This is a genomic window from Aminobacter sp. 01T433 (genome assembly GCF_056398585.1).
In genome coordinates this window covers 227,112-243,276 of sequence record NZ_JBFTPR010000003.1, presented here as the reverse complement: position 1 = coordinate 243,276, position 16,165 = coordinate 227,112, and the positions used below count along the sequence as shown (strand labels likewise).

Annotated in this window: 13 protein-coding genes; 10 read left to right on the top strand and 3 right to left on the bottom strand. The window is 62.0% G+C overall.

Translation table 11 applies throughout. The features are described 5' to 3' along the window. The first annotated feature begins 66 nt into the window (after positions 1-66). From AC1DLV_RS06425 to AC1DLV_RS06415, 3 genes are all read left to right on the top strand, one after another. Positions 67-546, top strand: a complete 480-nt coding sequence (locus AC1DLV_RS06425) for a MarR family winged helix-turn-helix transcriptional regulator (protein ID WP_476798723.1) — start codon at positions 67-69, stop codon at positions 544-546. After that, positions 543-1,691 carry an HlyD family secretion protein gene (locus AC1DLV_RS06420; RefSeq protein ID WP_476798722.1) on the top strand — a complete coding sequence of 383 codons (1,149 nt, stop codon included), beginning with the start codon at positions 543-545 and terminating at the stop codon, positions 1,689-1,691. Before AC1DLV_RS06425 ends, AC1DLV_RS06420 begins: the two co-directional genes overlap by 4 nt. A 124-nt stretch (positions 1,692-1,815) precedes the next feature. Next, the gene (locus AC1DLV_RS06415; protein ID WP_476798721.1) at positions 1,816-3,354 is read left to right on the top strand and encodes a DHA2 family efflux MFS transporter permease subunit; all 1,539 of its coding nucleotides are present in this window, start codon (positions 1,816-1,818) and stop codon (positions 3,352-3,354) included. A 65-nt stretch (positions 3,355-3,419) separates the two neighbouring features. On the opposite strand, the gene AC1DLV_RS06410 is transcribed toward AC1DLV_RS06415, so the two are convergent. Further along, on the bottom strand, positions 3,420-5,336 hold the full coding sequence (locus AC1DLV_RS06410) for a pilus assembly protein TadG-related protein (RefSeq protein WP_476798720.1): 1,917 nt from the start codon (positions 5,334-5,336) through the stop codon (positions 3,420-3,422). 225 nt (positions 5,337-5,561) lie between these two features. Between AC1DLV_RS06410 and AC1DLV_RS06405 the strand changes: the two genes are divergently transcribed. Beyond that, entirely contained in the window at positions 5,562-6,425 is an 864-nt protein-coding gene (locus tag AC1DLV_RS06405; RefSeq protein WP_476798719.1) for a TIGR01459 family HAD-type hydrolase, read from the top strand. Positions 6,426-6,433: 8 nt separating this feature from the next. Beyond that, positions 6,434-7,417 (top strand): bifunctional riboflavin kinase/FAD synthetase, encoded by a 984-nt coding sequence (locus AC1DLV_RS06400; RefSeq protein ID WP_476798718.1) that lies wholly within the window; start codon positions 6,434-6,436, stop codon positions 7,415-7,417. Here AC1DLV_RS06400 and AC1DLV_RS06395 read toward each other — a convergent pair. Beyond that, on the bottom strand, positions 7,414-7,959 hold the full coding sequence (locus AC1DLV_RS06395; protein ID WP_476798717.1) for an HdeD family acid-resistance protein: 546 nt from the start codon (positions 7,957-7,959) through the stop codon (positions 7,414-7,416). The two genes, AC1DLV_RS06400 and AC1DLV_RS06395, sit on opposite strands and share 4 nt — an antisense overlap. 215 nt (positions 7,960-8,174) lie before the next feature. Here AC1DLV_RS06395 and AC1DLV_RS06390 point away from each other — a divergent pair, with 215 nt between their 5' ends. The 3 genes from AC1DLV_RS06390 to AC1DLV_RS06380 all read left to right on the top strand — a co-directional run bounded on the left by AC1DLV_RS06390 (position 8,175) and on the right by AC1DLV_RS06380 (position 12,940). After that, a complete protein-coding gene (locus AC1DLV_RS06390) occupies positions 8,175-8,978 on the top strand; it encodes a MipA/OmpV family protein (RefSeq protein WP_476798716.1) in 804 nt (267 codons plus the stop codon). Positions 8,979-9,212: 234 nt separating this feature from the next. Further along, positions 9,213-12,134, top strand: a complete 2,922-nt coding sequence (gene ileS / locus AC1DLV_RS06385; protein ID WP_476798715.1) for an isoleucine--tRNA ligase — start codon at positions 9,213-9,215, stop codon at positions 12,132-12,134. Between the two features lie 188 nt (positions 12,135-12,322). After that, positions 12,323-12,940, top strand: a complete 618-nt coding sequence (locus tag AC1DLV_RS06380; RefSeq protein WP_476798714.1) for a hypothetical protein — start codon at positions 12,323-12,325, stop codon at positions 12,938-12,940. A 26-nt stretch (positions 12,941-12,966) separates the two neighbouring features. Here the strand turns inward: AC1DLV_RS06380 and AC1DLV_RS06375 are convergent, their stop codons facing one another. After that, positions 12,967-13,419, bottom strand: a complete 453-nt coding sequence (locus tag AC1DLV_RS06375) for a nucleoside deaminase (RefSeq protein ID WP_476798713.1) — start codon at positions 13,417-13,419, stop codon at positions 12,967-12,969. A gap of 76 nt (positions 13,420-13,495) precedes the next feature. Between AC1DLV_RS06375 and AC1DLV_RS06370 the strand changes: the two genes are divergently transcribed. Continuing rightward, complete coding sequence (locus tag AC1DLV_RS06370; RefSeq protein WP_476798712.1) at positions 13,496-15,598, top strand: pseudouridine synthase; 2,103 nt, start codon at positions 13,496-13,498, stop codon at positions 15,596-15,598. Beyond that, entirely contained in the window at positions 15,598-16,152 is a 555-nt protein-coding gene (gene rsmD / locus AC1DLV_RS06365; protein ID WP_476798711.1) for a 16S rRNA (guanine(966)-N(2))-methyltransferase RsmD, read from the top strand. Before AC1DLV_RS06370 ends, rsmD begins: the two co-directional genes overlap by 1 nt. Positions 16,153-16,165: the final 13 nt, after the last annotated feature.

Here is a 16,165-nt window from a genome sequence, read left to right as displayed (position 1 = left end):
AGTGTGAACGTAAAATCATGGTGCGGTGCAAAATCCCCGCTTGAATGGTGAGCATGCTTATAATATATGCCGCTCATGAAAAATGAAGGCATCGAAAGGCTGGGCTTCCTCATCCACGACGCGGCGCGGCTGATGCGTCGCAACTTTGAGCAGCGCGGTAGCGAATTTGGGCTGTCGGCGGCGCAGTGGCGACTGCTTGTCAGGCTGGTCAAGGAAGAGGGTGTGGCGCAGGCGCGTCTTGCCGAGCTTCTCGAAATCGAGCCGATCAGCGTGTCGCGACTGCTGGACCGGATGGAGGAGGGCGGCTGGATCGAACGCCGTCAAGGTAATGCGGATAGGCGTGTGCGCATGATCTTCCCGACCGACAAGGCGCTTGAGGCCTTTTCCGAGGTCAAGGCAGTTGCCGGCGAGGTCTATGAGCGGGCGCTGGACGGACTTTCTCCCGAAGAGCGGCTCGCCACGGTCCATGGCCTGCGCACCATAGTCGACAACCTTTCCGCGGGCGAACCCGCCAATGTGAATTGTTTGAGAGAGACGACAAAATGAACGCGGTGGCGAAAGTGAACGAAAACAGCGCAAAGCTCGAACTCGAGAGCCCTGCGGCAGCCCAGCTTCAACCCGCATTGGCGGCACCAGCGCCGGCTCCCAAGAAGCGTGGGCGCTTTGTGCTGATGGCGGTGTTGCCGCTGGCCCTGGTTGTCGGCGGCGGTTATTTCTACGTGACCGGCGGCCGCTACCAGGAAACCGAAAACGCCAATCTGCGCCAGGCCAGGGCGATCATCGCCTCGGAGGCGGCTGGCCGCATCATCAAGGTTGATGTTGCCGACAACACCACGGTGAAGGCCGGCGACCTGCTGTTCGAGGTTGATCCCGAGCCCTACAGGATCGCTTTGGCGCAGGCCGATGCCGCGCTCGCCGGTGCACGTCTCAACGTCGAGCAGCTTCGCGCCGCCTACAGCCAGGCAGTCGCTCAGGAGCGGGTCGCGGCCAGCGGGCTAGATTATGCCCAGGCGCAGTTCGACCGCAGCAATGATCTGGTCACCAAGGGCGTGAATACCAAGTCTTCGCTGGACGAGGCCCGCATGGAACTCGACAAGGCCCGGCAGCAGCACAGCGCTGCCGTGCAGGGCATCGTCAGCGCCAAGGCAGCACTCGGTGGCAATCCCGACATTGAGACCGACAAGCACCCGACAGTGCTGGCGGCACTCGCTGCGCGTGACAACGCAGCCTTCAACCTGGCGCAGACGTCGGTTCGCGCCCCTGCCGATGGCGTGGTCTCGCAGGCCGCATCCTTCAAGGTCGGCCAGTTCGTGAGTGCAGGTACTGCGCTGTTCAGCCTGGTCGAGACCGGCGACACCTGGGTCGAGGCGAATTTCAAGGAAACGCAGCTCACTCATATGAAGCCCGGCCAGGAAGCCGATATCGTGCTCGACACCTATCCCGACCGTACCTTCCGCGGCACGGTGGAAGCGATCGGCGCCGGCACTGGCGCGGAGTTCTCGCTGCTGCCGGCACAAAACGCGACCGGCAACTGGGTTAAGGTCACGCAGCGCATCCCTGTGCGGGTCAAGGTCGACACCGCCGATGCTGGCTTGGCGATGCGCACCGGCATGAGCGCCACGGTGTCGATCGACACCGGCAAATCCCGCGGCTTCGGCAGCATCTTCGGCCACGCGGTGGCCGCGGAATAATCCGCGCCACAGCGGCGCGCTTAAAGTCCCGGACTGATCCGGCCGTCAAAGCGGCCGGCCCTCCGATTTTTCGGGTCGCCGCTTGACGACCGCAGGTCCCAAGTTGGTCGCAAGAGTTGGTCGAATGAGCCAGTCAGCCACTAAGCCCCTTACCGAGGTGCCGCATCGCGGCCTGATCACCATCGCCATCATGCTGGCGACGGTGATGCAGGTGCTCGACACCACCATCGCCAATGTTGCGTTGCCCTCGATGGTCGGCGATCTCGGTGCTTCCCAGGACACCATCAACTGGGTGCTGACGTCCTACATCGTCGCCGCCGCCATCATGACGCCGCTGACTGGCTGGCTGTCGGATCGCTTCGGCCGCAAGGAACTGTTTCTCGTTTCCGTCGTCGGCTTCACCATCATGTCGATGCTGTGCGGCGTTGCCTGGAGCCTCGAGTCGATGGTGCTGTTCCGCCTGCTTCAAGGCGTGTTCGGCGCGGCGATCGTGCCGCTGAGCCAGACCTTCCTGCTCGACATCAATCCCAAGGAGCGCCACGGCCAGGCAATGGCCATGTGGGGTGCCGGCATCATGGTTGGGCCGATCATCGGCCCAACGCTCGGCGGTTGGCTCACCGAAAGCTTCAACTGGCGCTGGGTGTTCTTCATCAACCTGCCGGTGGGCATCGTCGCTTTCCTGGGCTCGGCCGCCTATCTGCCGACCATCGTCAAGCGCCTGCGCGGGTTCGATTTCTTCGGTTTTGCCATGCTGTCGCTTGGCGTCGGCGCACTCCAGCTGATGCTTGACCGCGGCGGCGAGGTCGACTGGTTTTCGGCGGCCGAGATATGGATCGAGCTCGGGCTCGCCATCACTGGTTTCTGGGTCTTTGCCGTCCACATGGCGACGTCCGAACACACTTTTTTGGACCCGAAGATATTCACCGACCGCAATTTCGTGACCGGTCTGGTGTTCATCTTCGTCATCGGCGTCATCCTGCTGGCTAGCCTTGCGCTCCTGCCGCCGATGCTGACGCGCATCTACGGTTATCCGACCATCACCACCGGCCTGGTCATGGCGCCGCGCGGCGTCGGCACCATGGTCTCGATGCTGCTTGTCGGGCGTTTGGTGCGCCTGGTCGACAACCGATATCTGGTTGTCGCTGGCCTGCTGCTGACTGCACTCTCGCTCTACTACATGACAGGCTTCACGCCGCAGATGGACGCTTTCCTGATCATCTCGACAGGCGTGATCCAGGGGCTGGGGCTGGGGCTGGTGTTCGTGCCGCTGTCGACTGTGGCGTTCGCGACGCTTGCGCCGCGTCACCGCACCGATGCGGCGAGCCTGTTCAGCCTCGTCCGCAACATTGGATCGTCGATCGGCATTTCGATTGTCTCTGTGCTGTTGACCCGCAACATCCAGATCAACCATGCGGAACTGTCGACGAACATCACAGCGTTCAACCCCAACCTCATGGCCGTGTCGCCCGGTGCGGCAGCGGGTGACCCCCTGGCGCTGACGCAGATCGACGGGATGGTCAATATCCAGTCGCTGATGATCTCTTACATCGACGACTTCAAGCTGATGATGATCGTCTCGCTCTGTGCCATCCCGCTGGCGCTGCTGCTGCGCAAGCCAACGGCCCAACCGGTTGGCGGCGCACCTGCGGCACACATGGACTGACAAGGAAAAGGCGCCCGTCCCGCGTGGAGGGCGCCTTTTTCAGTCCGTTGGCAGGCGATTTTTCGTCAGCCAACGATGCGCAGGTTGGATAGTTCGTCAGCGATTTTCTTGAAAGTTTCAACCAGGTCGCCGCTGGTCGTGTTGAAGAAAAGCTTTTCCGGCTTGCCGTTTGCGTCCTTGCGGAAGCGCGACTCCGAAGCACAGGACTTCAGACCGTCGATCTGGGCTGCTGTCGCCTTTTTTTCAGCCGCTGTGCCCTTTGTCGGATCGAGATCGAGCGCAACCGTCATGACGATGACGCCGCCTTTGTCTTTTGCGTTCGTACATGTGGTTGCCATGTGGTTGTTCATGGCGACGGTGTAGTTGGCTTCCGTGTGCTGGGTCTTGTCGAAGCCGGATGTGGGTTGAGCCATAAACAGCCTTGTATCCGAGCCACCAATAGGCGCCTGTCCAGCATAGCCGTACGCAGAGTAGCTCGATTTGCTTCCAGCCAAGTCGGTCACGTTGAAGAAGCTCAAGGGATAATAAGTGTTCGCGCCGTCGGTCAAAACGATGGCAACCTTGTCATTGCCTTTTTCGGTTTCCGGTCGTCCGCCGGTAAATGGGGCCCCGCTCGACAATACACGCCAGCCCCAGGCCAGCCCTTCCGGAACGTTGGTTGCGCCACTTGATGCCATTGCGGTGATTGCCGCCTTTATGGCGGTAACGCCTGCCGGTTTGGAAACGTCGGTCAATGGCGTGATTGGCTTGGTCGTGCAGCTGTAGTGCGGCCCCTCACTGCTCTTGACCGTGGCACCGTAGCTCTGGATGACGTTGTAGTACTTGGCGAGGTCTCGCTGCCTGGCAGCGGCGTTTGCCGGTGTGTTGTAGCTGTAGCTCGTGTTGTCGGACCACCAACTGTTCAAAGCGCTGACATCGTTATTGTTGGTGTTTTTTGTTTTGTCCCACTCATCCGGAGCCAACATCGGAACGAAATATGTTTCCGGATGTGTTGAGGTCGGTGCCGTGTCGAGCATGTTGTAAGGTGCCGGACGGGATTCGACGCAGCCCTGCCAGCTGGTATAGGCTTTGGTCTGTGTCTGCCCAGAGTTCGAATAGACCTTCATGTCGTCGTAGAGCGTAAAGCGCGTGAAAATATCGTTTTCATTCGCGCCCCAGCCTTTGCCCGTCTTGCGAACATAGCTGCCCACGCGTTCGATTTTCTTGTTGGTTCCAATTGTTACAGGCAAGGTGAAGTTCTCGTGGTGAACTGGCGATACCCCAGTCGTGTCCATCCAGGTTTCTTTGTTGTTGCCAGCTCCGACATTGACTGATGCCGCGAATGGCACGACGGCGAACTGCACCGGATTGACGACCTGCTTCATCTGCTCGGCCTGAAGTGAGAGCGTATCGACAAGTTGTGCCGCCGCCTCTTTGAGCAGCGTCATCCGCTTCTTGCCGGTGCCGGAGCCGATGTAATCCATCGATCCCGAGTTATCGAGGACGAGTGCCACTTCGAGCGTGTTCTTGAGGCGGATCTCCGATTTTGCTGAAAAATCGATCTGCGTTGAGCCGGAACTCTTACCCAGCAGGGCGGCGGCGACAGGGACAAAATACGGGTCGTATTTGAGTGCAGCTTCGAGCTTCAGCGTGCCGCCGCCGCTAGTGTTGTTTGGCAGGGTCACGGTAAGCGTCGTATTGGCCGGCTTTACGTGACCCAGATTTGCCTCGAAAAAACTCTTCGCATAAGCCTTGGCCTGATCGTCGGTTACGCCTTCGACAATTCGTCGCGCGGTTGCGATGCCCGCCGCGTCAAGCGCGTTGCGCGTTGCCTCACGCTCGCGCGAGATCTCCGCGTAATCGATGGCGAGGGCTAGCGCGCCCATGATCGGCACCATCGCAGCCACCGTCATGATGGCGTAGTTGCCGCGTTCGTCTTTCAGGAATTTGCGGATCATGGATTTGGCCCCCAAGCTCAAGCTAATAAAGTCGCGCAAAACCATGAAATTGCGGTTCCCGAGCAACCGAGAAAGTTCAGCGCCGGCTTAGCCTGTCGTTTACCATGTGAGCGCTGCTGCAAGGTTTGCAGCCACTGGCGGGGGGCGTTTGCGCCGTCGTTGCTGCTGTCTCAGGCGAAAGCTGGTGACAGGACGGGCCGGTTCGGATAATTCCGGGCTGCTTGGCCGACCGGCCAATCTCTCCCGTTGGGATCGATCGAAGGACAGACAATGGCGGGCTTGCCGCAATCAATCGCGTCGCTCGAAGCGCTGACCGGCCGTTATTCGGCCCTGCTGTGCGACGTCTGGGGTGTTATCCATAACGGTGTTGAAGCTTTTCCTGAAGCAGCCGCGGCCCTTCGGGCGGCGCGCGAGAAGGGGGTGGCGGTTGTGCTGATCACCAACGCGCCGCGTCCGCGCGAAGGCGTTATCGCCCAGCTCGCCAACCTTGGTGTGCCCACATCCGCCTGGGACCAGGTTGTCACATCTGGCGATGTCACCCGCGAGCTGATCCGCTCTGGACCGCGCCGCGTCTTCCACATCGGCCCCGACCGCGACTACCCGCTCTATGATGGCCTCGATGTCGACCTGGTCGAGGAGTTCGAGGCATCGACAGTGGTTTGTACCGGGCTCTTTGACGACGAGACCGAGACGCCCGACGACTATGCCGAAATGTTGCGCCGGCTGCGCGCGCGCAACCTGCCGTTCATCTGCGCCAACCCCGACATCGTGGTCGAGCGCGGCCACGAATTGATCTGGTGCGCCGGTGCTCTTGCCCGCGACTACGGACAACTTGGCGGACGCACGCTGGTTTCCGGCAAGCCGCATCGCCCTATCTATGAGGCGGCACTCGCTGCTGCCGGCGATGTGCTCGGCCGCGAGGTTGACAGATCGGAGGCGCTCGCCATCGGCGACGGCATGTTCACCGACGTCAAGGGTGCAGCAGACAACGGCATCGATGTGCTCTACGTCTCCGGTGGCATCCACGCCCGCGACTATGGAGAGCATGCACACATGCCGGATCCGGCCAAGCTTGCCGCCTTCCTCGACAAGCACGGTTATGCACCGGTGGCCACCATTCCGAAGCTTCGGTAGGCAAGGTGATGGAACAGGGCTTTATCCGCGTTTCAGGTGAGGAATCCGTGCCGGAGCGGCTGCGTGGCGGCGTCGTTGCCATCGGCAATTTTGACGGCATCCATCGTGGCCATCTGGCGGTATTGGAACGCGCCCTGGAAGAGGCGCGTCGGCGCAATGTGCCGGCACTCGTGCTGACCTTTGAGCCGCACCCGCGCAAAGTGTTCCGCCCCGACATTCCGCTGTTCGTGCTGACGCCGCCCCATGTCAAGGCGCGGCTTCTTGAGGCGCTCGGCTTTGCAGCCGTGATAGAGCGGCCGTTTACGCGGGAGTTCTCCAGTCTCTCGGCCGAGGATTTCGTCACCGCCATTTTGGAGCAGCAGCTCGGCATCAGCCATGTGGTGACCGGCTTCGATTTCCATTTCGGCAAGAACCGCCAAGGCGGCCCAGCCTTCCTGATGGCGGCGGGTGAACAACACGGATTTGGCGTGACTCTGGTCGATGCGTTTCGCGACGAGGGTGCCGAGATCATCTCGTCGAGCCGCATCCGCGAGCTGCTTGCAGCCGGAGAGCCGGCCGAAGCGGCGGGCTTGCTTGGCTATCGCTACACGGTCGAGGCCGAGGTGGTGGGCGGCGCGAAGCTTGGCCGTACGCTGGGGTTTCCGACAGCCAACATGCGGCTCTCGCCCGAAACCGGGCTGAAGGAAGGCATCTATGCCGTCCGCTTCCGCCGTGCCGACGGCACATTGTTTGACGGCGTGGCAAGTTTTGGCCGGCGCCCGACCGTGAACGACAATGGCGCGCCGTTGCTCGAGACTTTTGTCTTTGACTTTTCCGGCGATCTCTATGGCGAGGTCGCGTCGGTTTCGCTGTTCGGCTATCTCAGGGGCGAAGTGAAGTTCGACGGCCTTGACCCGCTGGTTGCCCAGATGAAGCAGGACGAAGCCGAGGCGAGGGCGCTGCTCTCTGGCGTGCGCCCTCTCTCGGAACTTGACCAGGCTATCGCCTTTTAAGCAACTTTCCTGAGGCCCAGGCCAAAGGCGATGTAGGTGATGCCCTGGATGATAAGGTCAACGGCAAGGAAGATGCCGAGGACAAATAGGCTGTTGACCGGCCAGCCGGCCGCAATGACCAGGCCGGCAAGCACGGTGATGACACCGGAGAACACGACCCAGCCCCAGCCTTCGAGCCCCTTGCTCGTGAAGCCGATCCAGATGCGCAGAACGCCCGACGCGATCAGGCTGATCGCCAGAAACAGTGTCAGGATTGCCGTCGTGAGCAACGGATTGGTGAAAGCCAGGTAGCCGGCGACGACATAGAGGATGCCGCTCAGCAGCCACCAGAAGAACGTGCCCCAGCTCTTCACGCCGAAAGCGTGCACGATCTCGATCACGCCGGCCACGATCATCAGCGTTCCGACGAAAAGCACCGATGCGGCGGTCGCGACCATAAGATTGCCCGCAGCGATGATACCCAAGGCAAGTACAAGTACGCCAAGTGCTACGAACCAGCCCCACTTGGAGCGTACTTGCGGCAATTGTTCTGAAATAGCCATCGAACCCGTCTCCTTGAAATGATCAGTCCTCAACAAGAGTGGCACTGTGCCCATCTTGGAGGCTAGTCTCGGCAACCGAGTCGGTCCAGTGGTGGGCGGTCGAGGCAGAGAAATAAACGTTTGTGGCAGCATAAGAATTTAATTCAAATTTTACGCTGTTGGCATCAAACCCAGTCGTTCCTGGCGATTGGGTTTGTGGCGTACGCGGGGTTGTGATGGTTTTTGTTCGTCGTATTTCGGTAGCGGTCTCGGCGCTTGCCCTGGCGAGCGGCCCGGCAATGGCAGGCGAAGGTGCCTTCGGTTGGCTGTCGGGCGACTGGTATCTGACGCTTGGCGCAACCGGCATGGTCCGTCCAACCTTCGAGGGCTCGAAGGAATACATGCTGAGTGCTCTGCCGCTCGTGTCGCTCGGCAAGGCTGGTCCGGAGCTGCGCTATTCCTCGCGAAACGACAACATTTCGTTTGCGATGATCGATGACGGCGTCGTTCGCGCCGGTATCGCCGGAAAAATCAATTTTGGCCGCGACGCCAAAGATGAATTGCAGGGACTGGATGACATCCCCTGGGGCGGCGAGCTCGGCGGTTTCTTCGAATTCTATCCCACCGACTGGCTGCGGGCACGCGCCGAGCTGCGCCATGGCATCAGGTCGCACAACGGTTTCGTTGGCGACATCGCGCTGGATGCGTACCGCGATGTCACGCCGAACATTCGACTTTCGGGCGGGCCGCGCGTTTCGTTCGCGTCGGCCGACTATTTTGAAACCTACTATGGCGTCAACGCGCAGCAATCGGCTGCATCAGGTCTTGGCCAGTATGATCCTGGCAGTGGCATCAATTCGGTTGGCATCGGTGGCGCGATCGGCTGGAAGGCTACCGATAATGTCACCGCGAGCCTGTTCACCGAGTACTCCAGGCTGATGGGACCGGCAGCGGATTCCACGATCGTCAAGGAGCGTGGCTCACGCGATCAGGTGACGGTTGGTGTCTCGACCAGCTACCGGTTCGACTTCAACCTTTGATCTCAAGCGAATTAGACGCTTTATTCCGCGCGGCACCTCCGCTAAAAGCGCGGCCATGAGATTTTTCGCGCCCGTCTTCGCGACTGCGATACGAATTACTGGCCCGGCCTTCCGGGTGGCCTAAGGCTGTCCGCAAGTCCGGGACTTTTTGCCTGCGCGCCGCATGGCGCCTTTCCAGATCATGACAGTTGAACGCCCGTGGCAACTTTGCCGGGCAAGACGATGGCAAGACAGATGACCGATACGTCCGAAAAGATCGACTATTCCAAGACCCTCTATTTGCCGCAGACGGAGTTTCCGATGCGCGCCGGCCTGCCCGAGAAGGAGCCGGTGACGGTTGCGCGCTGGCTGAAGATGGGGCTGTACAAGCGCCTGCGCGAAACCGCAGCCGGCCGCGAAAAATACGTGCTGCATGACGGCCCGCCCTATGCCAACGGCAACATCCATATCGGCCATGCGCTGAACAAGATCCTCAAGGACGTCATCACCCGCTCGTTCCAGATGCGCGGCTATGACTCCAACTACGTGCCGGGCTGGGACTGCCACGGCCTGCCGATCGAGTGGAAGATCGAGGAAAAGTATCGCGCCGCCGGCAAGAACAAGGACGAGGTCGAGATCAACGAGTTCCGCAAGGAATGTCGCGAGTTCGCCGCCGGCTGGATCGGGGTGCAGGCCGCTGAGTTCCAGCGGCTCGGCGTCGTCGGCGATTTCGACAATCCTTACACGACGATGAACTTCCGCGCCGAAGCACGCATCGCCGGCGAGCTGTTGAAGTTCGCCATGTCGGGCCAGCTCTATCGCGGATCCAAGCCGGTGATGTGGTCGGTGGTCGAGCGCACGGCACTGGCGGAGGCCGAAGTTGAATATCAGGACTACGAGAGCGACACGATCTGGGTGAGATTCCCGGTGGCTTCCGGCTCGGACGCGTTGGCAGGTGCTTCTGTCGTTATCTGGACGACCACGCCCTGGACGATCCCCGGCAACCGCGCCGTCAACTATTCGCCGCGCATCGGGTACGGTCTCTACGAGGTCACCGCTGCTGAGAACGATTTTGGCCCGCAGCCGGGCGAAAAGCTGATCTTTGCCGAAGCGCTTGCCGAAGAGGCTGCAACCAAAGCCAAGGTCACGTTGAATCTGCTTCGCAACGTTTCAGGCGAAGAGTTTGGAAAGCTTGTGCTTTCTCATCCGCTCGAAGGCCTCGGCGGCGGTTATGAATTCCCAGTTCCGATGCTCGCCGGCGACCACGTCACCGACGACGCCGGCACCGGCTTCGTGCACACCGCACCCGGCCACGGCCGCGAGGATTTCGACGCGTGGATGGACGCAGTTGCCGAGCTTGAAAAGCGCGGCATCAACCCGGCGATCCCCTTCACTGTCGACGATGCTGGCTTCCTGACCAAGGACGCGCCAGGCTTCGGTCCGGACCGCGAGGGTGGGGCAGTCCGCGTCATCGACGATCACGGCAAGAAGGGCGACGCTAACAAGGCGGTCATCGACGAGCTGATCAAGCGCAACGCGCTTTTCGCGCGCGGTCGCCTCAAGCACTCCTATCCGCACAGCTGGCGCTCAAAGAAGCCGATCATCTTCCGCAACACGCCGCAGTGGTTCGTCTACATGGACAGGCAGCTTGGCGACGGCACGACGTTGCGCAGCCGCGCGCTGCAAGCCATTGATGACACGCGCTTTGTGCCCGCTGCCGGTCAGACGCGTCTGCGCGCCATGATCGAGGATCGCCCGGACTGGGTGCTGTCGCGTCAGCGCGCCTGGGGCGTGCCGATCGCCATCTTCGCCGATGCCGACGGCAATGTGCTGAAGGACGAGGCGGTCAACGCCCGTATCGTCGAAGCCTTTGAAAAAGAAGGTGCCGACGCCTGGTTCGCCCAAGGCGCACGCGAGCGCTTTTTGGGGACCCGCGCCAATGAGGCGTGGAAGCAAGTGATGGACATTCTCGACGTCTGGTTCGACTCGGGCTCGACGCATGCGTTTACGCTTGAAGACCGTCCCGACCTGAAGTGGCCTGCTGACGTCTATCTCGAAGGCTCCGACCAGCACCGCGGCTGGTTCCACTCGTCGCTGCTCGAGAGCTGCGGCACGCGTGGCCGTGCACCCTACAAGGCCGTCGTCACCCATGGTTTCACCATGGACGAGGAAGGCCGCAAGATGTCGAAGTCGCTCGGCAACACGGTCGTTCCGCAGGACGTCCTCAAGCAGTCGGGCGCCGACATCCTGCGCCTGTGGGTGATGACCACTGATTATTGGGAAGACCAGCGCCTCGGCAAGAACGTGCTGCAGACCAATATCGATGCCTACCGCAAGCTGCGCAACACCATGCGCTGGATGCTCGGCACGCTCGCCCATGACGAGGGCGAGGAGGTCGCACTTGCCGAGATGCCTGAACTGGAGCGGCTGATGCTGCACAGGCTTGCCGAACTCGATGCGCTGGTGCGCAAGGGCTATGACGACTTCGAGTTCAAGCGCATCACGCGTGCATTGATCGACTTCATGGGCGTCGAGCTGTCGGCCTTCTACTTCGACATCCGCAAGGACGTACTCTACTGCGATGCGCCGTCGAGCACCCGCCGCAAGGCAGCCGTGCATGTCGTGCGCGAGCTGTTCAACTGCCTGGTGAAGTGGCTGGCGCCGATGCTGCCTTTCACCACCGAAGAGGCATGGCTGGAGCGCAACCCGCAGGCTGAGTCGGTGCATCTCGAGCAGTTCCCGGAGGTGCCTGCGGCCTGGCGCGACGAAGCCCTGGCCGAAAAGTGGCACAAGATCCGTCAGGTTCGCAGTGTTGTCACCGGTGCCCTGGAGCTGGAGCGGGCAAAAAAGACCATCGGATCGTCGCTGGAAGCGGTTCCAGTCGTCTACATGACCGATGCGGTGCTTGAAGAGGCCTTGTCGGGCATCGACCTGGCTGAGATCAGCATCACCAGCGATCTTGTCATTTCCCACGAAGAAATCCCGGTCGATTCCTTGGCGTTGCGCGAGGTTCCGGGGGTGGCGGTCGTTGTGGAAAAGGCGGAAGGTCGCGGGTTGATCAAGTGCGCGCGCTCCTGGCGCTACACAAGCGACGTCGGCTCGGACGCTGCATTCGCCGACGTGTCCGCCCGCGATGCGGCGGCACTGCACGAACTGCAGGCGCTGGGTCGCCTGTAGTCGGTTGCTGAAATGCAACGACCGGCCTGACATCTCCGGCCGGTCGTTGCCCTTGACGGCTCGTTAAGGTAAAAGCGCGAAACTTCGGCAGACATTTTGTCGCCGGAATTCCGTCGGATGAGCATACGGACCGGGACACGGCTCAAAGCCGGCATCTAGCGAGAGGCGTTCGAGTGAAAATTACTGGCATGACGGACCGCATCAGCGCGCGCGGAGCTTTGCTTGCGTCGCTCGCCGTTTCCGGCCTGGCGCTTACGGGCTGCATGAGCGCGCCCACCTACGGTACCGACAGGTCGGCGACCAATCAGCTTGCCAGCGACTTGACGAACATCGTGTCGTTGAAGCCGAAGACCAACAACATTGATTACAAGCCGCGTCCAGAACTGGTGAAGCCGAAGACCGGGACTCAGGCCGCACTGCCGACCCCGCAGGATAACATCGTTCAGACCGCGAGCGCCGACTGGCCCGAATCGCCTGAGGCGCGCCGCGCCCGGATTCGCGACGACGCGACCAAGAACCGCGACAACCCGAATTTCGAGCCTCAGGTCATCAACGACATGTCGGCGCTGAATGGCCCTGACATGAGCAAGTGGACGCCAGAGCAGCGCAAGCTCGAGATCGAGCGCCGCCTGCGCGAAAGCAAGCAGGGCAGCACAACATCGCGCAAATATCTGAGCGAACCGCCGCTGGCCTATCGTCAGGCAGCCTCTACCGCCGCGCAAGACGAGCTCGGCGAGGACGAGGTCAAGAAGGAACGCCGCAAGAAGCAGCAGGCCAAGAAGAGCAGCAGCTGGTGGCCGTTCTGATCGAGCGTTGATTACGCGTCGCGGCTCTAAAGGTCGCGACGGTCCTTGAAGAAGCCTTTGAGTATTTCGGCCGCGCGCATTTCGCCTATCCCGGGATAGACATCGGGCGCGTGATGGCAGGTCGGCGAAGCGAAGAAGCGCACGCCGCTGACCACCGCGCCGCCCTTGTCGTCGACAGCGCCGAAATAAAGCCGCCTCAGCCGTGCGAACGAAATGGCGGCAGCGCACATCGTGCAGGGTTCCAGCGTGACATAAAGATCGTGGCCGGTGAGCCGTTCGGAGCCGAATTTCTCCGACGCCTCGCGGATCGCCAGCACTTCGGCATGGGCTGTGACGTCGTTGAGTTCGCGGGTGCGGTTGCCAGCGCGGGCGACGATTTCGTTGCCACGGACGATGACCGCGCCGATCGGCACTTCGCCGCGTTGGGCGGCAGCTTCGGCCTCCGCGAAGGCCAATGCCATGTAATCGGGCCGTTTCACGCCTCAACCATCCTGTTACCCCTCGCTAACCCCCGAGCTTCCTGTTATCTAGCCGCCGAAAAGGGCAAAGGCCACCATGGACGACGATCGAAAAAAATTCCCGCGCAAGGGCGGTTCCAAACCAGCTGGCGCAGGTGACCGTGACGGCGCTCCGAAGAAATTCGGCAAGCCGCGCGCTGAAGGCGGCGCCAAGCCGTTTGCGAAGAAGCCATTTGTGAAGCGCGCGGAAGGTGCCGAAGGCGGCGAACGCCCCAAGCGCGATTTCGCTCCGCGCGACGGTGCTGCGCGTCCCGAACGCTCGGCAACGCCATTTCGCAAGGGTCCGCGCCCCGAGGGCAAGCCTTACGAGAAGCGTGAAGGCAAGCCTTTCGGCGACAAGCCCTTTGCCAAGAAGCCATATGTGAGGCGCGACGAAGGTGCTGAAGGCGGCGAGCGTCCCAAGCGCGATTTCGCTCCGCGCGACGGTGCTGCGCGTCCCGAACGCTCGGCGGCACCGTTCCACAAGGGGCCGCGCCCCGAGGGCAAGCCTTACGAAAAGCGTGAAGGTGGCCGTTCCTTTGGCGACAAGCCATATCGTCCGCGTCCAGCTGAAGGCGCTGAGCGTCCGCGCGGCGAGTTCCGCAGCGACCGTCCGCGCGATGGTGAAGCTCGCTCCGAGCGCCCGTTCAACAAGGGTCCGCGCCCCGAGGGCAAGCCTTATGAAAAGCGTGAAGGCGGCCGCTCGTTTGGCGGCGACAAGCCTTACCGCGCGCGTCCTGCCGAGGGTGGCGATCGCCCGTTCCGTTCGGGGCCTCGCCCTGAAGGCGGCAGGCCTTACGAGAAACGCGGCGATGGCGAAGCAAGGACGTTCCGGCCACGGCCCGATGGCGACCGTCGTCCGGCCACCGAGGGCTTCAAGCCGCGTTCGCGCGCTCCCGAGGATGCACCAGAGCCAGGCGAGCGTATCGCCAAGCGCCTGGCGCGTGCGGGCCTGGCTTCGCGCCGCGATGCCGAGGAGCTGATTGCCGCAGGCCGTGTCAAGGTCAACAACAAGATACTGACGTCGCCGGCGGTCAACGTCATGCCGAACGACATCATCCATCTCGACGGCATGGAAATTCCCCCCATCGAGCGCACGCGCCTGTTCCTGTTCCACAAGCCGGCAGGTGTCGTCACCACCAACCGCGACCCCGAAGGCCGCAAGACCGTCTTCGACGTGCTGCCGCAGGAACTTCCGCGCCTGATGACCATCGGCCGGCTCGACATCAACACCGAAGGCCTGCTGCTGCTCACCAATGATGGCGGGCTGTCGCGCGTGCTCGAGCTTCCGGCAACCGGCTGGCTGCGCCGCTACCGCGTCCGCGTTCACGGCAAGGTCGAGCAGAAGACCCTGGATGGGCTCAAGGACGGCATGGCTGTCGACGGCGTGTTTTATGGCTCGATCGAAGCAACGCTCGACCGTGAGCAGGGCAGCAATGCCTGGATCACCATTGGCCTGCGCGAAGGCAAAAACCGCGAGGTCAAGAACATCCTCGGCGCGCTCGGCCTCGAAGTGAACCGCCTGATCCGCATCTCCTACGGCCCGTTCCAGCTCGGCGAGCTGCCCGAGGGCCATGTCCAGGAGATCAAGGGCAAGATGCTGCGCGACCAGCTTGGCGAGCGGCTGATCGAGGAGTCGGGTGCCAATTTCGACGCCGACATCGTCAAGCCCTTCTCCAACAAGCCGACCTTCCGCAACGAGACGCCACGTGCCGAAGAACCGGAGCGTCCGAAGTTCCAGCGCGACGGCGAACGTGGCCGTATCGGCGAGGGCGGGCTGATCAAGAACCGCAAGCGTTCCAACGAGCGCCACCGCGAGGATATGCTCGGCCGTCTGTCGACCGAGCGCCCCAGCTTCGGCGATAAGCCAAAGTTTGGTGACAAGCCCAAATTTGGCGACAAGCCTAAGTTCGGCGGCAAGAAGGGTGACGAACGCGAAAAGAAGCCGTTCGAAACCCCTGGCGCGCGCAAGGCCAATGTCTGGATGGCACCGGGAGCACGGCCGCAGAGCGAAAAGGCCAAGGCGGAAGCTGCGGCAAGGCCGCCGCGCGACAAGTCGCATTTCGATAAGCCTCGTTCTGACAAGCCCCGCTTTGACAAGCCCAAGGGCGATGGTCCGCGCGGTGGACGTCCGGGCGGCCCGCGCCGGGATCGCGGCTGATGCGGGTTGTTGGTGGCGAATTGCGCGGTAGGCCCTTGGCCACGCCGCGTGACAACGCCATCCGTCCCACCACCGATCGCACCCGCGAGGCGGTGTTCAACATGCTTGCCCATCGCTTCGGCGACAGGCTCGAAGGCGCGCGCGTGCTCGATCTTTTCGCGGGCACCGGCGCCCTTGGCATCGAGGCGCTGTCGCGCGGTGCGTCTTATTGCGTGTTCATCGAGGAATCAGCGGAAGGCCGCGGGCTCATCCGCACCAATGTCGAAAGCTTCGGCCTGACGGGCCGGACCAAGATCTTCCGCCGCGACGCAATCGGTCTCGGCGACGCCGGCACGCTTGGGCCCTTCGGCTTGGTCTTCGCCGACCCGCCCTATGGCAAGGGATTGGGCGAAAAGGCGTTGCGCTCGGCCCGTGCTGGCGGCTGGCTCGCGCCTGGCGCACTGTGTGTCATCGAGGAGGCTGCGACGGCTTCCTTCGAGCCTGGCCCCGGCTTTTCCATCGTCGACGAGCGCTCCTACGGCGAGACAGTGATCCGCTTCATCGTGGCTGAATAGCCGGCTGCGCCTG